This window comes from Streptomyces sp. 840.1 (assembly GCF_003751445.1).
Classification (GTDB): Bacteria; Actinomycetota; Actinomycetes; order Streptomycetales; family Streptomycetaceae; genus Streptomyces.
In genome coordinates this window covers 1,067,389-1,087,862 of sequence record NZ_RJUU01000003.1, presented here as the reverse complement: position 1 = coordinate 1,087,862, position 20,474 = coordinate 1,067,389, and the positions used below count along the sequence as shown (strand labels likewise).

Annotated in this window: 18 protein-coding genes and 1 pseudogene; 13 read left to right on the top strand and 6 right to left on the bottom strand. The window is 72.5% G+C overall.

Going from position 1 to position 20,474, the window contains the following annotated elements; translation table 11 throughout:
- Positions 1-15: 15 nt before the first annotated feature.
- Positions 16-735: a bifunctional 2-polyprenyl-6-hydroxyphenol methylase/3-demethylubiquinol 3-O-methyltransferase UbiG gene (locus tag EDD93_RS37200; protein WP_123531051.1), complete on the top strand. Its 720-nt coding sequence runs from the start codon at positions 16-18 to the stop codon at positions 733-735.
- Between the two features lie 53 nt (positions 736-788).
- Here EDD93_RS37200 and EDD93_RS37195 read toward each other — a convergent pair whose 3' ends face one another.
- A complete protein-coding gene (locus EDD93_RS37195) occupies positions 789-1,679 on the bottom strand; it encodes a LysR family transcriptional regulator (RefSeq protein ID WP_123531049.1) in 891 nt (296 codons plus the stop codon).
- Between the two features lie 149 nt (positions 1,680-1,828).
- On the opposite strand from EDD93_RS37195, the gene EDD93_RS37190 reads away from it, so the two are divergent.
- Positions 1,829-2,830 carry an aldo/keto reductase gene (locus tag EDD93_RS37190; RefSeq protein ID WP_123531047.1) on the top strand — a complete coding sequence of 334 codons (1,002 nt, stop codon included), beginning with the start codon at positions 1,829-1,831 and terminating at the stop codon, positions 2,828-2,830.
- Positions 2,831-2,877: 47 nt separating this feature from the next.
- On the opposite strand, the gene EDD93_RS37185 is transcribed toward EDD93_RS37190, so the two are convergent.
- Positions 2,878-3,219 (bottom strand): helix-turn-helix transcriptional regulator, encoded by a 342-nt coding sequence (locus EDD93_RS37185; protein ID WP_123531045.1) that lies wholly within the window; start codon positions 3,217-3,219, stop codon positions 2,878-2,880.
- A gap of 138 nt (positions 3,220-3,357) precedes the next feature.
- Here EDD93_RS37185 and EDD93_RS37180 point away from each other — a divergent pair, with 138 nt between their 5' ends.
- From EDD93_RS37180 to EDD93_RS37135, 10 genes and pseudogenes are all read left to right on the top strand, one after another.
- Positions 3,358-4,335, top strand: a complete 978-nt coding sequence (locus EDD93_RS37180) for a zinc-binding dehydrogenase (RefSeq protein ID WP_123531043.1) — start codon at positions 3,358-3,360, stop codon at positions 4,333-4,335.
- A 53-nt stretch (positions 4,336-4,388) separates the two neighbouring features.
- On the top strand, positions 4,389-5,312 hold the full coding sequence (locus EDD93_RS37175) for a ketopantoate reductase family protein (RefSeq protein ID WP_123531041.1): 924 nt from the start codon (positions 4,389-4,391) through the stop codon (positions 5,310-5,312).
- A gap of 143 nt (positions 5,313-5,455) precedes the next feature.
- Positions 5,456-5,713: a DUF664 domain-containing protein gene (locus EDD93_RS40595; RefSeq protein ID WP_311318355.1), complete on the top strand. Its 258-nt coding sequence runs from the start codon at positions 5,456-5,458 to the stop codon at positions 5,711-5,713.
- Between the two features lie 87 nt (positions 5,714-5,800).
- Positions 5,801-6,634, top strand: a complete 834-nt coding sequence (locus EDD93_RS37165) for a M55 family metallopeptidase (RefSeq protein ID WP_123531039.1) — start codon at positions 5,801-5,803, stop codon at positions 6,632-6,634.
- A complete protein-coding gene (locus EDD93_RS37160) occupies positions 6,627-7,970 on the top strand; it encodes a M20/M25/M40 family metallo-hydrolase (RefSeq protein WP_123531037.1) in 1,344 nt (447 codons plus the stop codon). Before EDD93_RS37165 ends, EDD93_RS37160 begins: the two co-directional genes overlap by 8 nt.
- 20 nt (positions 7,971-7,990) lie before the next feature.
- Positions 7,991-9,976 carry an LpqB family beta-propeller domain-containing protein gene (locus EDD93_RS37155; protein WP_123531035.1) on the top strand — a complete coding sequence of 662 codons (1,986 nt, stop codon included), beginning with the start codon at positions 7,991-7,993 and terminating at the stop codon, positions 9,974-9,976.
- Positions 9,973-10,917 carry an LD-carboxypeptidase gene (locus tag EDD93_RS37150; RefSeq protein WP_123531033.1) on the top strand — a complete coding sequence of 315 codons (945 nt, stop codon included), beginning with the start codon at positions 9,973-9,975 and terminating at the stop codon, positions 10,915-10,917. Before EDD93_RS37155 ends, EDD93_RS37150 begins: the two co-directional genes overlap by 4 nt.
- 162 nt (positions 10,918-11,079) lie before the next feature.
- Positions 11,080-12,938, top strand: a pseudogene (locus EDD93_RS37145) (CocE/NonD family hydrolase).
- 137 nt (positions 12,939-13,075) lie between these two features.
- On the top strand, positions 13,076-13,315 hold the full coding sequence (locus EDD93_RS37140; protein ID WP_123531031.1) for a LapA family protein: 240 nt from the start codon (positions 13,076-13,078) through the stop codon (positions 13,313-13,315).
- A gap of 96 nt (positions 13,316-13,411) precedes the next feature.
- Positions 13,412-13,951, top strand: a complete 540-nt coding sequence (locus EDD93_RS37135; protein ID WP_123531029.1) for a GNAT family N-acetyltransferase — start codon at positions 13,412-13,414, stop codon at positions 13,949-13,951.
- Positions 13,952-13,967: 16 nt separating this feature from the next.
- Here EDD93_RS37135 and EDD93_RS37130 read toward each other — a convergent pair whose 3' ends face one another.
- Positions 13,968-14,918 (bottom strand): MerR family transcriptional regulator, encoded by a 951-nt coding sequence (locus tag EDD93_RS37130; RefSeq protein ID WP_123531027.1) that lies wholly within the window; start codon positions 14,916-14,918, stop codon positions 13,968-13,970.
- A 95-nt stretch (positions 14,919-15,013) separates the two neighbouring features.
- Here EDD93_RS37130 and EDD93_RS37125 point away from each other — a divergent pair, with 95 nt between their 5' ends.
- Positions 15,014-16,534, top strand: coding sequence for an alpha/beta fold hydrolase (locus EDD93_RS37125; RefSeq protein WP_123531025.1), 1,521 nt, complete (start codon positions 15,014-15,016; stop codon positions 16,532-16,534).
- Between the two features lie 94 nt (positions 16,535-16,628).
- Here the strand turns inward: EDD93_RS37125 and EDD93_RS37120 are convergent, their stop codons facing one another.
- From EDD93_RS37120 to EDD93_RS37110, 3 genes are all read right to left on the bottom strand, one after another.
- Positions 16,629-17,531, bottom strand: a complete 903-nt coding sequence (locus tag EDD93_RS37120) for a triacylglycerol lipase (RefSeq protein ID WP_148083928.1) — start codon at positions 17,529-17,531, stop codon at positions 16,629-16,631.
- A 140-nt stretch (positions 17,532-17,671) separates the two neighbouring features.
- Positions 17,672-18,571: an aminoglycoside phosphotransferase family protein gene (locus tag EDD93_RS37115; RefSeq protein ID WP_123531021.1), complete on the bottom strand. Its 900-nt coding sequence runs from the start codon at positions 18,569-18,571 to the stop codon at positions 17,672-17,674.
- Positions 18,572-18,725: 154 nt separating this feature from the next.
- Positions 18,726-20,321: an MDR family MFS transporter gene (locus EDD93_RS37110; RefSeq protein WP_123531019.1), complete on the bottom strand. Its 1,596-nt coding sequence runs from the start codon at positions 20,319-20,321 to the stop codon at positions 18,726-18,728.
- Positions 20,322-20,474 lie beyond the last annotated feature (153 nt).

Below are 20,474 nucleotides of genomic sequence, written 5' to 3'. Positions count from 1 at the left end.
GAATCGGGAGTGCGCATGAATGATCCACAGCGGTACCGCGACGCGTGGGAAGGCTTCTGGGAAGCGACATCGGACGCGCCGGGCGAGGCGATATGGGACGCCGATCCCTCGCTCAGCGCCGTACCGCACAGCGAACTGCTGCTGCCGTACGCCGATGCCGCACTGCCCGTCGTCGACCTCGGCTGCGGCAACGGCACCCAGACCCGCTACCTCGCCACCCGTTTCGCCCACGCCATCGGGGTGGATCTCTCGCATGCCGCGATCGGCCACGCCCGCCGGGCGGACACCGAGGGTGTCGCCGAGTTCGCCCAGCTCGATCTGACCGACGGCGAAGCGGTCCGCGCCCTGCACAAGCGGATCGGGGACGCCAACGTCTACATGCGAGCGGTGATCCACCAGAGCGAGGCGGAGGCCAGGCCCGCGGTGGCGGCAGCCGTGGCGACGCTGCTCGGGACGCGAGGCCGGGCCTTCGTCGCCGAGCTGACCCCGGCCTCCAAGGACGTGCTCCGGCTGGCCGCCCAGGGCCCGGACGGTCCGCCCAAGAAGCTACGACGCGTCTTCGATCACGGGCTCAAACCGGCCGACGCCGCCGAGGATGAGGTGTCCGGCCTCCTGCGGGCGGCCGGTCTGACCACGCTGGACAGCGGTGAGACGGCGTTGCCGCAGACCGAGCACCTGCCCGACGGGACCCGGATAGACCTGCCGGCGAGGTGGTTCGTGCTGGCCGTCGGCTGAACCGGGCCGGGAAGCGCGCCGAGGGCCGCCCGCACCGGGGCCGGGGCGGAACCTCAGTGCGCGTCCTGCTCCCGCACCAGGGCCATGAGCGCCCGCGCTCCGGGGCTCATGGCCCGCGCGTCAGGAAGCACCACGACGCTCTCGTAGTGCGGCTGGTCCGGCCCGTCGAGCCGGACCGCCGCCAGGCCCCGCGCCTCGGGTTTGCGGGAGAAGTGGTGCGGGACCACCGCGATGCCGAGGCCTTCCCGCACCAGTTCGAGCAGGCTGTGCACGTCGTTCACCTCAAGGGCCACGGTGCGCCGGACCCGCGCGGCCGCGAACGCCTCGTCGGCCGCCCGGCGCGGACCCCAGTCCGGATGGAAGTCGATGAAGGGCTCGCCCGCCAGCTCGTCCCACCCGGCCAGGTCCCTCGCGGCCAGCCGGTGGCCGGGGGCGCACAGCAGGACCATGGGCTCACGGGCCAGCGGCACCAGCTCGCCGCGCCACTCCACGGAGCTGACCGCGGCGGCGAAGGCGATGTCGAGCCGCCCGCCGGCCACGCCGTCCACCAGGCTCGTCGTCCCCTCCTGGCGGAGCCGGATCTCCATGTGCGGATGCTCACGGTGGAAGGCGGCGAGCAGCCGGGGCAGGCTCACCCCGGCCACGCACTGCTCTACCCCCACCGACAGGGTGCCGCGCAGCAGCCCCCGTACGGCGTCGACGGCGTCCTTCGCCGCTCGCGCGCCCGCCAGCGTGCGCTCGGCCTCCACCAGCAGGGCGCGCCCCGCCTCGGTCAGCCGCACGCTGCGGGTGGTCCGGCTGAACAGCGGGGTCCGCAGCTCCTGCTCCAGCGCCCGGACGGAGGCGGAGAGGCCGGACTGCGACACGGCGAGGCGCTCGGCGGCCCGGGTGAAGTGCTGTTCCTCGGCGACCGCGACGAAATGTTCCAGCTGGCGCAACTCCATGATTGAGAAATATAGACGCTGAATCCAAGCGGAATCTCCTGTTGGACTGCTGGATCGATGTGGGCCAGCCTGGACCCTGCACCCCGCCGGTCGTGGTCGAGAGCACCTCGTCCCGGCGGACCGGAACGATCTCTCCCGTGGAGCCCCGCATGTACATCCCGTCCGCCGACCGCTACCAGGACATGCCCTACCGGCGCACCGGGCGCAGCGGTCTGAAGCTGCCGGCCCTCTCGCTCGGCCTGTGGCACAACTTCGGCGGGGACCGGACGCCGGAGACCCAGGGCCAGATCCTGCGCCGCGCCTTCGACCTGGGCATCACCCACTTCGACCTGGCGAACAACTACGGCCCGCCGCCCGGCTCCGCCGAGACCGCGATGGGCCGCGCGCTCGGGACGGACTTCGCCCGCCACCGGGACGAGATCATCGTCTCCACCAAGGCCGGCTACCTGATGTGGGACGGCCCCTACGGTGAGTGGGGCTCGCGCAAGAACCTGCTCTCCTCGCTCGACCAGAGCCTCGGCCGGCTCGGGCTCGACTACGTCGACATCTTCTACTCCCACCGGCCCGACCCCGAGACCCCGCTCGAAGAGACGATGGGCGCCCTCCACTCGGCGGTCCAGCAGGGCAAGGCGCTCTACGTGGGCGTCTCCAACTACTCGGCCGAGCAGACCCGCCAGGCCGCCCGGATCCTGAAGGACCTCGGCACCCCGCTGTTCATCCACCAGCCGCGCTACTCGATGCTGGACCGCTGGGTGGAGGACGGCCTGCTCAGCGCCCTCGACGAGCTGGGCGCGGGCTCCATCGCGTACTCGCCGCTGGAGCAGGGCATCCTCTCCGACCGCTACCTCCGCGGCATCCCGGACGGTTCGCGGGCGGCGGGCAGCAGCCCGTTCCTGTCGGCCGACTCCGTCACCCCGGAGCTGGTCGGACGGCTCCGCGAGCTCGATGAACTGGCTTCCGAGCGCGGCCAGTCGCTGGCGCAGATGGCGCTGGCCTGGGTGCTGCGCGGCGGCCGGGTCACCTCCGCCGTCGTCGGCGCGAGCAGCGTCGCCCAGCTGGAGAACAGCGTTCAGGCGGTCCGCAACCTGGAGTTCAGCGCCAAGGAACTCAGCCGGATCGAGAAGCTGTTGAAGGGCGCCAAGCGCCGCTGAGGCCGCCGGGCCGGGCCGGCGCAGGTGCGCCGGGCCGGGAGGCCGGCTCAGACTTCGTCGGGCCGCAGCAGAAGGTGGAGCAGGCCCGGGAAGCGGGTCTCGAACTCCTCGCGGCGCAGCCGGTTCAACCGCCTGGGCCCGATGTCGCGCTGTTCCACCAGGCCCGCACCGCGCAGTACCGCGAAGTGGTGGCTGAGCGCCGCCTTGCCGACCGGTACGTCGAAACTTCCGCAGGTCCGCGCCCAGTCCTCGGAGCCGGCCAGGTCACGCACCAGCTGGAGGCGTACCGGGTCGGCCAGCGCGGAGAGGGCGCCGAGCAGCGTCACCTGCGCGGGTTCGGTGTGTGCCGGTGCGGGCCGGTGGCCGCTGCCCGTGGGCTGGTTGGGCATCTCGCGCTCCCGTGTCCGTAACCGCCGGGCCCCTGACCGGCGGTGAGGGGCCGTCATCCCTTGCCAAGTGTTCGATGAGAATCATACACTCTGAGTGTTCGCTTTTCATTGAACATCACGGCCAGGGGGCGGTCTGTCATGCGTGTGATCGAGTTCAAGGAGTACGGCGGTCCCGAGGTGCTGAAGACCGCCGAGGCGGTCGTACCCGAGCCGGGCCCCGGCCAGGTCACCATCGACACCGCCTACGCGGGCGTCAATTTCGCGGACCTCAAGGCCCGCGCCGAGGGGTACCGGGTGACCGCGCTGCCCGTGGTCCCCGGCCTGGAGGTCTCCGGCCGGATCCGGGCCGTCGGCGAAGGGGTGACAGGGCTGCGCATCGGACAGGAAGTCGCGGCGTTCCTCGACGGCGGCGGCTACGCGGAGGTGGCGCTCGCCCCGGCGGCCACCGTCTTCCCGCTCCCCGAGGGGGTGGACCTGCGCACGGGCGCCACCTTGCCCACCGTCCTGCCGACCGCCCACGCCCTGCTGCACGAGATCGGTCGCATGCGGGCCGGGGAGACCGTACTGGTGCAGGGCGCGGCGGGCGGGGTCGGCACGGTGGCCGGGCAGCTGGCCCGAGCGGCCGGTGCCGGGACCGTGTTCGGCGTGGTCTCCTCGGAGGCGAAGGCCGAGTACGCCCTCGCGCACGGCTACGACGAGGTGTTCGTGGGCGACTCGTTCGCGGACGAGGTGCGCCGGGCCACCGGGGGCCGGGGCGTGGACCTGGTGCTCGACGCGGTCGGCGGGCAGACGCTGCGGCGCGGGCTCGACAGCCTGGCCGTTTTCGGCCGCCTGGTCTCGTTCGGCAACGCGGGCGGCGGGGAGCCCTGGCGGGTCGGGCAGCCCGAGCTCTATCCGGGGAGCAGGTCGGTCGCCGGCTTCTCGATCCTGGAGCTGGCCCTGTCCGACCCCGCGACCCTGCGTTCGGTCGCCGAGCGGGCCTTCCGTGCGGTGACCGAGGGCCATGTGGACCTCCCGGTGACGGCCGAGTTCGCGCTGTCCGACGCGGCTGACGCGCACCTGCTGATGGAGGGCCGTACATCGACGGGCAAGCTGGTACTCCGTATCGCCGGCTGAGCCGACCGCTCACCACGCGAACACCCTGCCCGCGAACCCGAAAGGCGCAGTCCATGAAGATCCTGGTCGTAGGAGCCGGAGCCACCGGCGGATACTTCGGCGCCCGGCTCGCACAGGCGGGCAAGGACGTCACCTTCCTGGTCCGGCCGCGCCGCGCCGCCGCCCTTCGCGAGCGGGGCCTGCGCCTCACCGGCGTCGGGGAGGACGAGACGGTCACCCCCCGGCTCGTGACCGCGGGCGAACTCACCGGCCCCTACGACCTGGTGCTGCTCTCGGTAAAGGCGACGGCTCTCGACGCGGCACTCGACGACATCGCACCGGCGGTCGGCCCGGGGACCGCGATCCTGCCGCTGCTCAACGGCATGGCCCATCTGAGCCGGCTCGGCGCGCGCTTCGGCGAGGGCGCGGTGCTGGGCGGTGTCGCCAGGATCATCAGCACGCTGAACGGCGAGGGGGACATCGTCCGCCTCGCCCCGGTCGCCAGCCTGTCCGTCGGCGAGCAGCGGGGCGGTCCCTCGGAGCGGGTGGCGGCGATCGCCGCGGTCCTCACCGACGCCGGCATCGACACGCGGGTGCCGGACGACACCCTCACGGCGATGTGGGGCAAGTGGGTCCTCATCAGCACCCTGTCGGGGCTGACCTGCCTGATGCGCGGCACCGTCGGGGACGTCGCTGCCGTTCCTGGTGGGCGCGCCTTCGTCGAAGGGCTGCTGGGCGAGTGCGCCGCCGTCGCCGCGGCCGCCGGCCACCCCGTACCGAAGGGCGAACTCGACGCCCTGGCAACGATGCTGACGACGGAGGGCTCGCCGCTCACCGCCTCGCTGTACCGCGATGTGGTGAGCGGCGCCCCGACCGAGGTCGAGCACGTCCTCGCCGATCTGACGGACCGGGCCCGGCTCCACGACGTCGGCACGCCGCTGCTGGACCTCGTCGTGCTCCACCTGCGGGTCCACGAACACCGCACCGCCGCCGACTGAGCCGCCGGTCCCCGCGCGCGTGTGCCGCAAGGGTGGCCGCCATGACATGGACGGCGCCCTCTTCGCCCGCACGACGGCCGGCGGTCTCCAGCTCAACGCCCCGGCACCGCCGACGAGCGCACCCTCCTCGCGGGCCGGCTCCAGTGGCACCGCGAAACGCTCCTGGTCACCCGGCTCGTGCCCCGGACGACTTCGCCGCCTGCCGGGCCGAGGTCGCCGCCGCCGAGGCGGCCGTCGCCGGGCACGCCCTCGACACACCCTTCGTGACGACGCGCGGCCGCGAGCGCAGCCTGCGCCGGGTCTACGTGACCATGATCCAGGAGTACGCCCGGCACAACGGCCACGCCGATCCGCTGCGCGAGCGGACCGACGGCGCGACCGGCGACTACCCGGGGATCTGAGGTGCGCGAGGACCGTCAGTGGAATGGACCAATGGAGGTCCCGGCAGCCCTGGCCTGCGCGTTCGACGACGCGTACCGTGTGGCCGCATGAAGATCCTCGTGAGTGCCGACATGGAAGGCGCCACCGGCGTGACCTGGCCGGCCGATGTGCTGCCCGGCACGCCGCAGTGGGAGCGATGCCGTTCCCTGTTCACCTCCGACGTCAACGCCGCGGCCCTCGGGTTCTATGACGGCGGTGCCGACGAGGTGCTCGTCAACGAAGCCCACTGGACCATGCGCAACCTGCTCCTGGAGCGGCTCGACGACCGGGTGCAGATGCTCACCGGCAAGCACAAGTCGCTCAGCATGGTCGAGGGCATCCAGCACGGGGACGTCGACGCCGTCGCCTTCGTCGGTTACCACACGGGTGCCGGCACGGAGGGCGTCCTGGCCCACACCTATCTGGCCAACTCCATCACCGGGGTCTGGCTGAACGGCGCCAGGGCCAGCGAGGGCCTGCTCAACGCGCACGTCGCCGCCGAGTACGGCGTCCCCGTCGTCCTGGTCACCGGGGACGACCTGACCTGTGCCGACGCGGCCGGCTACGCCCCCGACGCCCGTACGGTCGCGGTCAAGGACTACGTCTCGCGCTACGCGGCGGTCTGCCGCACCCCCGCCCGTACCGCCGCCGACATCCGCGCGGCGGCGAAGGAGGCGGCCGCGCTCGCCGGGCGGTACACGCCCGTCGACGGCGGACCGTTCACCGTGGAGCTGGAGTTCGACGCCGAGCACCTGGCGGCGGCGGCCACCGTCGTACCGGGCGTGGCGGTCTCCGGCGAGAGGCGTGTCTCCTACACGAGCGAGACGATGTACGAAGGTATCCGCACGTTCAAGGCGGTGACGACCATCGTGTCGTCCGCCGTGGAGGAACAGTATGGCTGAGGTGACCAACTCCCAGGACGGCGTCGACGCACTCGCGCTCGACGAATCGGTGACGTTCACCTCCGAACTGATCCGCATCGACACCACCAACCGGGGCGGCGGCGACTGCCGCGAGCGCCCGGCGGCCGAGTACGTGGCCGAGCGGCTGGCCGCCGCCGGACTCGAACCGACGCTCCTGGAGCGCACCCCCGGGCGCACCAACGTGGTCGCCAGGATCGCCGGTACCGACCCCACCGCCGACGCGCTGCTGGTCCACGGGCACCTGGACGTGGTGCCCGCCGAGGCGGCCGACTGGACCGTGCACCCCTTCTCCGGCGAGGTCCGCGACGGAGTCGTCTGGGGCCGCGGCGCCATCGACATGAAGAACATGGACGCGATGGTCCTGGCCGTCGCCCGGTTCTGGGCCAGGGCCGGCGTCCGTCCCCGCCGCGACATCGTGATCGCGTACACCGCCGACGAGGAGGCCAGCGCCGACGACGGCTCGGGCTTCCTCGCCGATCAGCACCCCGAACTCTTCGAAGGGTGCACGGAGGGCATCAGCGAATCCGGCGCCTTCACCTTCCACGCCGGACCGAAGATGCCGCTCTACCCCATCGCTGCGGGCGAGCGCGGCACCGGATGGCTCAAGCTGACCTCGCACGGCAAGGCGGGACACGGCTCCAAGGTCAACAAGGCCAACGCGGTCAGCGCGCTGGCCGCCGCCGTCGCCCGGATCGGCGCCCATGAATGGCCGGTACGCCTCACCCCGACGGTCCGCGCCGCGCTCACCGAGATCGCCGCGCTGCACGGCATCCACCCCGACCTCGACGCCCCCGGCTTCGACGTGGACGAACTCCTCGGCAAGATCGGACCGGCCGCCGCCCTCATCGAGCCGACCGTCCGCAACAGCGCCAACCCGACGATGCTGGACGCCGGATACAAGGTCAACGTGATCCCGGGCCACGCCACCGCGTTCATCGACGGCCGGATGGTGCCCGGCGGCGAGGACGAGTTCCGCACGACCATGGACCAGCTCACCGGGCCCTCGGTCGACTGGGAGTTCCACCACCGCGAGGTCGCCCTCCAGGCCCCCGTCGACTCGCCCACGTACGCCAGGCTCCGCGCCGCCGTCGAGCGGTTCGACCCGGACGGCCACGTGGTGCCGTACTCCATGTCCGGCGGCACCGACGCCAAGCAGTTCTCCCGGCTCGGCATCACCGGCTACGGCTTCTCGCCGCTGAAGCTGCCCGTCGGCTTCGACTACCAGGCCCTCTTCCACGGCGTGGACGAACGCGTCCCCGTCGAGGCGCTGCACTTCGGCGTCCGCGTCCTGGACCACTATCTCCGCACCGCCTGACCCACTCGGGGGAATCGAACATGGCAACCACGCAGGCCTACGGAAGCTGGCCGTCCCCGATCGACGCCGCGCTGGCCGCCTCACGGGACGGCCGGCCGGAGTACGTCGAAGCGGTCGGCGACGAACTGTGGTGGACCGAACCGCGCCCGGCCCAGGCAGGCCGCCGCGCCCTGGTGCGACGGCTGGCCGACGGGACCACCGCGGAGCTGCCGGCCCCCTGGAACGTCCGCAGCAGGGTCATCGAGTACGGCGGACGGCCCTGGACCGGCACGGAGCGCGACGGGGGCGGCCCGCTGATCGTCTTCGTCCACTTCGACGACCAGCGGCTGTACGCCTACGAGCCGGACGGGCCCCGCGACCCGTGGCCGCTCACCCCGCTCTCGCCGGTCGGCGGCGGGCTGCGCTGGGTGGATCCGCGACTGCACCCGGACCGGGGCGCCTCGGGCGAGGTCTGGTGCGTCCTGGAGGAGTTCACCGGCGAGGGACCGGCCGAACTGCGCAGGCTGATCGCCGCCGTGCCGCTCGACGGATCGGCGGCCGGTGACCGGTCCGCCGTACGCGAACTCTCCGACGACCGGCACCGGTTCGTCACCGGGCCCGAACTCTCGCCCGACGGGCGGCGGGTCGCCTGGATCGCCTGGGACCACCCGAGGATGCCGTGGGACGGCACCGAGGTGATCGTCGCGGATCTCGGTGACGACGCGACGTTCCACGCCCCGCGGACCCTCCTGGGCGGGCCGGAGGAATCGGTACCGCAGATCCAGTGGGCCGACGACGGGCGGCTGCTCTTCGCCAGCGACCGCAGCGGGTGGTGGAACCTGTACCGCGCCGAGCCGGACGGCAGCGCGGTCGAACTCTGCCCCCGGCAGGAGGAGTTCGCCGGGCCCCTGTGGAAGATCGGGCTCAGCTGGTTCCGGCCGCTGGAGAACGGGCTCATCGCCACCGTGCACGGCAAGGGCGCCACCACGCTCGGCATCCTCGACCCGGAGACCGGGACACTCGTCGACATCGCCGGGCCCTGGACCGAATGGGCCGGGACGCTCGCCGTGCAGGGCAGCCGGGTCATCGGCATCGCCGCGAGCCCGCGCAGCGCGTACGAGATCGTGGAGCTGGACACGGCGACCGGGCACACCCGGATCATCGGGGCGCCGCACGAGGACGCGGTCGATCCCGCGTACTACCCCGAGCCCGCCGAGCGCACCTTCGCCGGTCCCGGCGGCCGGGAGATCCACGCCCACATCTACCCGCCGCACAGCCCCGGCCGGACCGGGCCGGCCGGGGAACTGCCGCCCTACGTCGTGTGGGCGCACGGCGGCCCCACCGGACACGCGGCCCTCGTCCTCGACCTGGAGATCGCCTACTTCACCTCGCGCGGCATCGGGGTGGCCGAGGTCAACTACGGCGGCTCGACCGGCTACGGACGCGAGTACCGCAACCGGCTGCGCGAACAGTGGGGCGTCGTCGACGTCGAGGACTGCGCGGCCGTCGCCGGCGCGCTCGCCGCCGAGGGCACCGCGGACCCGGCCCGGCTCGCCGTCCGGGGCGGCAGCGCCGGCGGCTGGACCGCGGCCGCTTCGCTGACCGGCACCGACGTCTACGCCTGCGGCACGATCAGCTACCCCATCCTCGATCTGACGGGCTGGGGCAGCGGGGAGACCCACGACTTCGAGTCCCAGTACCTGGAATCGCTGGTGGGCCCGCTGGCCGAGGTCCCCGAGCGCTACCGCGAGCGGTCCCCGAGCACCCGCACCGACCGGCTCACCACACCGTTCCTGCTGCTCCAGGGCGAGGACGACCCGATCTGTCCACCCGTGCAGTGCGAACGCTTCCTGGCCGCCGTGGAGGGGCGCGGCATTCCGCACGCCTACCTCACCTACCCCGGCGAGGGGCACGGCTTCCGCCGCGCCGACACCATGATCAGCGCACTGGAGTCCGAACTCTCCCTCTACGCGCAGACCTTCGGCGTCGAGCGGCCCGACGTGCCGAGGCTGGAGCTGGAGAAGTGAGCCTCACACCACTGACCCGCCCGGCCCGCCTGCGCGCGGGTGCAAGGGTGGCCGTCGTGTCGACGAGCGGACCGCTGCCCGTCGACCGCCTGGAGCCGGGCCTCGACATCCTCCGGGGCTGGGGCCTGGACCCGGTGCCGATGCCCCATGTCCTGTCAGTCCACCCGGAGCTGGACTATCTCGGCGGCACGGACGAGGCGCGTGCCCGGGACCTCCAGGACGCCTGGTGCGACCCCTCGGTCGACGCGGTGATCTGCAGCCGGGGCGGGTACGGGGCACACCGCATGGTCGATCTGCTCGACTGGGCGGCGATACGGGCCGCCGGGCCCAAGGTGTTCGTCGGCTACAGCGACGTCACCGTGCTCCACGAGGCGTTTGCCCTGCGGACGGGCCTCGCGACGCTGTACGGGCCGATGGCGGGCGCGGAGACCTTCCTCAAGGACCCGGCCACCCAGGAGTGTCTGCGGGCCACCCTGTTCGAGCCCGAGACGGTGCGGACGCTGGGGCTCGACGGGGCGAGGGCGCTGGTGCCCGGCCGGGCCCGGGGCATCACCTACGGCGGCTGCCTGAGCCTGCTCGCCGCCGACCTGGGCACCCCGCACGCCAGGCGGTCGGCGGACGGCGGGCTGCTGGTCATCGAGGACATCAGGGAGCCCCCGTACTGCATCGACCGCATCCTCACCCAGCTGCTGCGGGCCGGGGCGCTCGACGGCGTGGCCGGGGTGGCCTGCGGCTCCTGGGCGGGCTGCGATTCGTACGCGAAGGTGCGGGCGGTACTCGCCGACCGGCTCGGCGGTCTCGGCATCCCGGTGGTCGAGGAGCTGGGCTTCGGCCACGGGCCCACCGGGCTGACCATCCCGCTCGGGGTGCCGGCCGTGCTGGACGCGCCCGCCGACGGCACTGCGGCCACCCTCACGGTCGAGGTCGCGGCCCTGCTCTGAGCGGTGCCGACCGGCACCCGCACCTCGAACGGGTACGCGATGCGGAGAAGTTGAGCAACCTTCAGGAACCGTCGTACGGAGCGTTGACACCGCTATGAGCCGTGTCACAGCATGAGCGCGACCCAGTGCTTACTGGCCGGTAGGGCGCCTGGCGCCCTCGGTGTGGAGGTCTTCGTGTCGCGTGCTGTTCCCGGCTCCCGTTTCCGGCCCCGGTCGGTGTCACTGTCCCGCAAACCGCTGTCACTGTCCCGCAGATCACTCGCGTTCGTCGCCGGCGCGGTCCTCGCGGCCCCGCTCGCGCTCACCGGCGCCGCACAGGCGGCGCCGGTCGCAGCGGCATCCGAATACACCGTCACCCCGCTGAAGTTCACCGTCTCGGCGGGCGGCAGGTCCTGCGCGGTGGATGCCGATCTCTACCGCCCCGCCGGAGCCGACGCGCTCCACCCGGCGCCCGCCGTGCTCGCCACCAACGGCTTCGGCGGCAGCAAGTTGGACGGCTCCACCGACGGCATCGGCAAGGCCTTCGCCTCGCGCGGCTACGTCGGACTCGTCTACTCCGGCCTCGGCTTCGGCAAATCCGGCTGCCTCATCACACTCGACGACCCCGAGGCAGACGGCAAAGCCGCCGCCGCCCTCATCGACTTCCTCGGCGGGACCCGCGCGGCCGACGACGGCACCGAGGCCGACTTCGTCACCCTCGACGGCCCCGGAGACCCCAGAGCCGGCATGATCGGCGGCTCGTACGGCGGAGCTGTCCAGATGGCCACCGCCGCCGTCGACCCCCGCGTCGACGCCCTGGTCCCGCTGATCACCTGGAACGACCTCGGCTACTCACTCGCCCCCAACAACACCGGTGCGGTCCAGGGCGTCTCGTCCGACACCCCGGGGTCTTCAAGTGGCAGTGGACCAACGGCTTCTACCTGATGGGGGAGGGGCAGACGATCCTCAGCCCCAGCCTGGACCCCTCCCGGTTCGGCAGCCTGAGCTGCCTGCACTTCGCGCCGAAGGCCTGCGACACCGTCCGGCTGCTCAACTCGGGCCGCTACCCGGCCGGGCAGACCGCCGACATGCTCGACTACGCGCGCAGCGTCTCCCCGGTCTCCTACCTCGGCCGGGTCAAGGCGCCCACGCTCCTGATCCAGGGCCAGGCGGACAGTCTGTTCAACCTCAACGAGGCCACCGCCACCTACCGGACGCTCAAGGCACAGGGCACCACGACCAAGATGATCTGGCAGGCCTGGGGCCACAGCGGCGGCCAGGTGGACGGAGAACTCGACCTGGGCCAGGGCAATCTGGAGACCAGCTACGTCGGTGGCCGCATCCTCGACTGGTTCGGCCGCTACCTCCGCCAGGAGACGCGGACCGACACCGGGCCCGAGTTCGCCTACTACCGCGACTGGCAGAGCGGCTACGGCACCGCGGCCGCCGTTCCCGGCCTCACGCGGAAGATGTACCTCTCCGGCGACGGCAAGCTCGTCGACAACCCCTCCGAGGTCTCGCGCGGCAGCCGCCAGTACAGCAACTGGCTGGTTCCCACCAGCCATTCGGAGAGCTCGCTGGCCGGCCTCATCGGCCTGCCCGACCCCAAGCCCTACGACACCAAGGGCACCTACCTCGGCTGGACCAGCGCCCCGCTGACCGCCGCCGTCGATGTCGTCGGCGCCCCGAAGGCGACGCTGAAGGTCGTCTCGCCGAAGACGGAGCGCGTTCAGAACAGTGGTGACGCCTCCGACAAGCTCGTCCTGTTCGCCAAGGTGTACGACGTGGCCCCGGACGGCTCCAGGAATCTGGTGAACCGGCTCGTCTCGCCGGTCCGGGTACCGGACGTGACCAGGCCGTTCACGGTCCAGCTGCCCGGCATCGTCCACCGGTACGAGCCGGGGCACCGGATGGAGTTCGTGATCGCCGCCAGCGACACCGCGTACTTCGGGAACCGAGGCATCAAGCCCGTCACCGTCGTCAGCGCACCCGGCGACACCGGGGTGCTGGAGCTGCCGGTGGTCGGCGGCACGGCGGACTGACACGGCGGGCGACTGCCCGCTCCTGCCCGCCCCTCTCACCCGAATGGGTGTACAGAACGGCCCCCGGCCACCCGGACGCAGTCATCCTGGTCACCCGGGGGCCGAGGCGCACCAGGAGCAGGGAAGGGGCCGGTCTCATGAGCCCGAAGGATGTGTCGAGCGGCGGCACGCGCAGCACCGGTGCGTTCACCCCGGCCCGCATTCTCGTCCTCGTCATCGCGGTCCTGTCGGTGGTGTTCATCGCCGAGAACACCGACGACGTGACGGTCCGCCTCCTGATCCCGCTGGTGACCATGCCGCTCTACGTGGCGCTGGCCGTGATGTTCGTGGCCGGAATGGCCTGCGGCGCCTACTTCTTCCGCAGGCGCCCCAAGTAGCACCGGCACACCCCTTGCCGCCTGGGCCTTTCGTTCGGATCATGCCGGGCCCGCGGGGTCCGGCATGATCCAACCGAAAGGCCCTACGCTGGGCCGATGCCCGACACCACCTACGTCGCCGAGGGGCCGCGCACGGCGATCCGCCCCTTCACGCCCGCGGACGCCGACGAGTTCACCGCACGCGCCCGGGAGAGCCGGGAACTGCACCGGCCCTGGCTGTTCCCGCCGACCGGTCCCGACGCCTACGCCGCGTACGCGACCGTACTCATCGAGGACCCGTCGAAGGCGGGATTCCTCGTGTGCGAGCGGGACGCCGGCGGTGCAGTCGCCGGCTTCGTCAACATCAACAACATCGTCATCGGCGGCTTCCGCTGCGGCGCGCTCGGATACGGCGCCTTCGCCCACGCGGCCGGTCGCGGGCTGATGACCGAGGGGCTCGGACTGGTCCTGCGGCACGCCTTCGGGCCCCTCGGCCTGCACCGCCTCGAAGCCAACATCCAGCCGGGCAACGAGGCCTCGCTGGCGCTGGTGCGCCGGGCCGGATTCCGGCTGGAGGGCTTCTCGCCGGACTTCCTGTTCATCGACGGCGCCTGGCGCGACCACGAGCGCTGGGCGATCACCGCCGGGATGCGCTGATCCGGCAGGCGGGACCTCAGGCCGTCCCGGCAAGCCGCTGCGCGTCCAGAGCCGCGAACAGCCAGTCGTGCGCGGACCCCGGGGTCGGCTCCGGTGTGCCGCCCGGCGGGGTGACCACCTCGGCCACCAGCTCCCAGTAGCGGTCGATCCGGGGATCGGCCGCCAGCTGGGCGGCCAGCACGCGGCGGAAGGCAGGGGTGTCCCGGCTGCCGTACGCGCTCGCGTACGCGGCCACGAAACTGTCCAGCTCCGGGCCCGGGGACGGCCGCCCGCCCCGGCGCATCACGGCCCCGGCCAGCTCGTACGCCTCGGCCAGACCGGCGTACAGGACAGCCGGCCGGCCCGCCCCCTCGCCGCGGTGCGCCGCCGGCTGCGTCCGCTCGGCGCCGGTGCACGGGCGGGTCACCAAGGCGTGCAGCCGGGCGAAGGCGAGGACCTGGACGGGCTCCGGGTCCTGTGGCGGCTGCGGCACCACCGCCTCCAGGAACGCGGCGGTCGCCCCGGACGGCATCCGGGGCGGCAGCCAGCCCCGCCAGAACCGGGCCAGCGGCGCGGTGTCCGGAGGCGCGGACACGGCACCGATCAGGCGCAGCCGCTCCGCCCGCTCACCCGGCCCGCACTCCTGCACCAGCCGAAGCCCGGCCTCCCGCCAGCGCAGCGCCCGGAGCTGGGAGCCGAGCTCGCGCAACTGCGCCGCGACGGCGTTCTCCAGCACGCTGCCGGCCCCGGTCTCCTCCTCGTCGATGACGCGCCGCACCTCGCGCACCGGAAGCCCCAGGGCGCGCAGGGAGCGGACCAGCCGCAGCCGGCCGAGCGCGTCGGGGCCGTACCGGCGGTGTCCGCCGGCGCTGCGGCGGGCCTCCGGCAGCAGACCGCTGTCCGAGTAGAAGCGGACGGTCTTGACGGTGACGCCCGCACGCTCGGCGAGTTCACCGATGCCGTACAGGCCGTCGTGGGACGGGAACACTTGAACCTCCCTCAGGGGGAGCTTCTACCGTACCGGCGGGCGCTGCCGGACCGTGGTGGCGGCGTCTTTGGCGAAGGAGCGCTGAGGAGAGACCGATGACCGCATTCATCCTGGTACCGGGCATGTTCACCGACGCACACGTGTGGCGGGACACCGCCGCGCGGCTGGCCGCCGAGGGCGACGAGGTGCACGCGGTGGCGCTCACCGGAACCGGCAGGCCCCGCCCCGCCGGGGCGGACCCCGTCGACCTGGAGACCCACATCGCGGACGTGCTCGCGGTGATCGACTCGGTCGGCGCAGCGCCGGGGGCCGCGGCCGGCCGGCAGATCGTGCTGGTCGGCCACGACTACGGCATCCACCCCGTGCTGGGCGCCGCCGACCGCAGACCGGAGCGCGTCGGCCGGATCGTCTACCTGGACTCGGGACTGCCCCGGGACGGCGTTCCCGCGCTGGCCTCGGTACCCGACGCGGCCCTGCGCGAGGAGCTGGCCGGTCGCGGCGGGGACGGGGAGCTGCCCGCCCCGGCCCGCGAGGCGTGGGGGCGCTGGGGCAGCACCGAAGGCGTGCCCGGCGCCGCACTGGACCGGCTCACCGCGTCCGCCGCCCCGCAACCGCTGCGCACCCTCCTCCAGCCCCTGCGGCTGACCGGCGCGGCCGCCGCGCTGCCCGTCAGCGGGGTGCTGTGCAACGGGAGCGGCTCCAGCATCGAAATGGTCCAGCGGGGCGTCGACTTCGGCGAGCCCACCCTCCAGGCCTTCACCGGCCCACAGGTGACGTTCTTCGAACTCCCCACCGGACACTGGCCGATGCTGTCCCTCCCGGACGAGCTCGCGGACGTCCTGCGAAGGGCGGCGGCAGGTGAGGGGCACCGGCTGGTGTCCCCCGAGGAGTCCCGGCCGCCCGCGCACCTGCGGCCCTTCCTGCTCGACGTACCGGACATCCCGCGTGAGCGGACCGACAACGTCGACCTGTACCTGCCGGACGCCGAGGGCCCGCGCCCGGCCGTGGTGTTCGTGCACGGCGGACCGGTACCCGCCGGGGCCAGGCCGACCCCGAGGGACTGGCCGACCCTGACCGGGTACGCCCGCAGCGCGGCCGGGCGGGGCGTGGTGGGCGTGACCCTCGACCACCGCCTGCACGACGTCGCCGACTACCCCCGCGCCGCCGAGGACGTGGCCGCCGCGCTGGAGCTGGTCCGGGCCGATCCACGGGTGGACGGGCAGCGGATCGCCCTGTGGTTCTTCTCGGGCGGCGGGCTGCTCACGGCGGACTGGCTGCGGGAGCCCCCGTCCTGGCTGCGCTGTCTGTCGGCCAGCTATCCGGTCCTCGCGCCGTTGCCGTACCTGGGCCGGGTCGACGCCCGCTTCCGCCCGGCGGAGGCGGTGGCGAAGGCCGGCGCCCTGCCCCTCGTGATCACGCGCGTGGGTCTTGAGAGGCCGGAGATCGCCGCCACGGTCGAGGAGTTCCTCACCGCGTCCCGCGACTGCGGGGCTTCGGTGGAGGTGATCGACGTACCGAACGCCCACCACGCCTTCGAGACGATCGACCTGACACAGGAGTCGCGCGACGCCGTACACGACGGGATGCGTTCGGTACTGGCTCACCTGGCGGTATGAGCCGGGGGGACGCCTCGGTCCCGGCGGCCCTTCGGCGGGCGGGCGCGGGGTCGCCGTTTTCGCCGCACCGGGTGGCCGGCTCCAGGTGGCTCGATCAATCGTGCCGGTCATCGCCCCGGCCCGGCATGCGTACCGAGCCGCCTTGGATGACGTGGCCGTAGACGGTGCTGCCGGACACGTTGTTGCTGACGCTCCCGGGGCCCGTCTCCCGGGGAGCGGGCGGCCGGTCCGGTCGGGCTTCGCCCGCGGGAGCGGCTTCGGGAGCGGCTTCGGAGACGGCGTCAGGCACGGCTTCGGGAACGGTCAGCATCAGGCGGCGCAGGGTGGTGAAGGTGCGGTGACGGGCCGTCTTCACCTTCAGGATGCCGGAGTGGTCACCCGGGAGCACGGCGCTGTGCGGGAAGACCGACTGCGCGGAGGCCGCAGGCACGACACCGTCGCTCTCGCCCGCGTACACCTTGATGTCGATGGGGCAGGTGCGCTCGCTCAAGCCGGTCGCGTTCACCACGTCGCGGAGCACGGTGCGCAGGGTGCCTGTCACCTGGTCGCTGATCGGCCGCAGGTCCTTCTCCTGGGGATGACGGGAGCCGAGCACGCTCTGGCGCAGGGACCGCAGGAGTTCGGAGCCGTTGTTGGGGCAGGCCAGCAGCACCATGCGGCGGATCCGGACGAGTTCGTGCGCGGCTCCGTCGGCCAGCATGCGGGCGAGGTAGCGCTGGGCCACCAGACCGCCCTGGCTGTGTGTGATCAGCATCAGCCGGTCGAAGCCGCCCGCCTCCGTGACCAGATACTCCTTCAGGCTGTCGGCGGCCGTGTCGATCGAGGGGAAGACCCGCAGCGGGTGGAGCCGCTTCAGCCCGGTCGCGTACTCGAAGGGAAGCGTGCGGACGAAGTCGAGCTGCGTGTCTTCGGCGATGCACTTTTCCAGAGGCTGCCACACCCTGGCATCGGACCGGATTCCGTGGATCAATACCACACCGAGCTGTCCTTCGCTCAACTCCCCACGCACCTCTCCGTGTTCGGGGCCACCAGGCTACCTCCGTCCGTCCGGTGCCGGGGCTGAGGACGAGTGGCCGGACACGTCGCGAACCAGCTTCCGGGCAAACAGAGCTGAAAGCGCCGCCCGGCTCGGTCCGGTCAGCCGAGCAGCGCCTCGGTGATCTGGCGGGTGGTCTGTGCGGCGACCCGCGGGTTCACGGCGGCGTACGAGGTGTAGGCGTTCAGGCCGGTGGCCAGGGCCCAGCCGCGGCCACGGGTCCAGGTGGCGTCATCGACGCCGAGCGCGGCGCGGAACGCGGCCCGGCCGGCGCCCGACATCAGGGTGAAGGCGATGGTCAGGTCGCAGGCCGGGTCGCCGACACCGAGCCCGCCGAAGTCGATGACCGCGCTGAGGCGGCCATCGACAGTCAGCAGGTTGCCGGTGTGGAAGTCGCCGTGGAACCAGACCGGCGGGCGATCCCACCCGGGGGCGCTCAGCGCCGCGTCCCACAGCTCGGTCATGGCTGCGGCGTCGAACGTGCCCTCGTGCGCCGCGATGGCGGTCCGCGTCGTACGGTCCCGGCCGGCCAGCGACCGGCCGGCCAGGTCCTCGTGCGGGTCCCCGGCCGGGAAGCTCCCGGGCTCGAACGACTGAAGGGCCTTGAGGAAGTCGGCCAGTTGAACGGCGGCCCGGGACGAGCCGGCAAGGGCCTCGACGGTCGCCGCCTCACCGTCCAGCCAGCGGGAGACCGCCCAGGGCCACGGATAGCCGAAGCCGGGCTCGCCCACTCCCACCGGTACGGGGACGGCCAACGGCAGGTGCGGGGCGAGCCGGGGGAGCCACTCGAACTCCTTCGTGGCCTGGCCTGTGGCCCCCGCATGGCGGGGCAGCCGTACGGACAGGGCCTCGCCCAGCCGGTAGATCACGTGGTCCGAACCGGCCGGGTCGAGGAGTTCGAGGGGCAGTTGGGCCCACTGGGGGAACTGCGTATCGACCAGGTTCCTGGCGAGCGCGGCATCGATCGTGGGACGGAGGTCCGCGGTTCTCCCGGTGGCCACGGGCAACTCCTACGGTGGGCCCACTCGGTGCGGCAGGCGGACGGAGCCATCACAGCGCCTCGTGGATTCGTCTGTCGACCGGATTTTCGCCCCCCCCTGCCGGTCCCTCGCGCCCCCCGACCGACCGACCCTGGCCGGCCTTCGGTGACGCTTCTCAGGCGGAGGCGCCGAGGGAGCCGGCGGGCTCCGCCTTGACCGCGTCCGCTTCGGAGCCGCCGCCGAAGCCGCGCAGCGGCACGTGGCGGATGAACAGGGCGATCACGATGCCCGCGGCTGCCGCGACGGCGCCCCAGGTGAAGGCGGTGTCGATGCCCTTGCTGACCGCGTCGGCGAAGGCTTCACGGATGGCCTCGGGCAGGCCGCGCAGCACCTCCGGGGTCATCTGCGCCATGGTGCCGGACCCCGCCGAGCCGTCGGGCGCCGAGGAGAAGGAGTCGCTGAGGGTGTTCGTGTAGAGGGCGCCCAGGATGGAGACGCCGAGCGAGCCGCCCATGTTGCGCAGGAAGGTCGCGGCGCCGGTCGCGGCACCGATGTCTCGCATCGGCGCACTGTTCTGGGCGATGAGCATGGTGGTCTGCATCAGGCAGCCCATGCCGGCTCCGAGGACGACCATGTAGAGCGCGGTGACGGTGCGCGAGGTGTCGGGCCCCATTGTGGCGAACAGGCCGAGCCCGGCGGCCATCAGCACGCTGCCCGCGATGGGCAGGGCGCGGTAGCGGCCGGTGCGGCTGGTGAACACACCGCCGCCGAGGGAGAACACCATGGCCGCCAGCATCATCGGCATCAGCAGCAGACCGCTGTTGGTCGCCGAGGATCCCTGTACGTACTGCTGGAACTGGGGGAGCAGGGTCATTCCGCCGAACATGGCGAAGCCGACGACGAAGCTGAGGGCGCCGGACAGGCTGAAGTTGCGGTTGGCGAAGACTGACAGCGGCATGATCGGCTCGGCCGCCCGCTTCTCGACCATGACGAACGCGGCGAAGGCCGCGACGGTGACCGCGGCGAGGCCGATGATCGTGAGCGAACCCCAGCTGTACTCGGTGCCGCCCCAGGTGGTGATCAGGACCAGAGTGGTGATCCAGACGGTCAGCAGTGCGGCGCCGGTCCAGTCGATGCGCACCTGGCTGGAGGTCTTGCGGGGCAGCTTGGCCAGGACGAACCAGCAGACGAACAGGGCTACGGCTCCCAGCGGCAGGTTGACGTAGAAGGCCCAGCGCCAGTTGAGGTGGTCCGTGATGAATCCGCCCGCCAGCGGGCCGCCGATCATGGCGACCGGCATGACGGCCATCATCACGCCCTGGTACTTGCCGCGGTCCCGGGGCGGCACGATGTCGGCGAGCACGGCCATGACACCCACCATCAGGCCGCCCGCGCCCAGGCCCTGCAGCGCGCGGAAGCCGATCAGTTCGGCCATGTTCTGCGACATCCCGCACAGCGCGGAGCCGATGAGGAAGATCGCGATGGAGGAGATGAAGGTGATCCGGCGGCCGAGCAGGTCGCCGAGCTTGCCCCAGATCGGGGTGGCGGCAGTGGAGGCGAGTACGTAGCCGGTGGTCACCCAGGCCAGGTGGTTCAGGCCACCGAGGTCGCCCACGATCGTCGGCAGGGCCGGTGCCACGATCATGTTGTCGAGCATGGCCAGGAGCATGGCGATGACCAGGCCGCTCATGGTCATCATGATTTCGCGATGGGTGAAGCGTGACGGCGGGGCCGTCTCGTCAGCTGTCGTTTCCGGCGCGGTCTGCGTCACAGCGCGTTGCCTTTCAGCGGAACATGGGCGTCCGGCGGGCGTGGGGCCGGGCGGGAGTGGGCGAGGAGGAGCCGCTGCGGGAGGGCGTCGCCGCAGCGGCAGGACCGAAATTGCTTACCGGCCGGTTAGTAGATTACTTGCCGACCGGTAAGT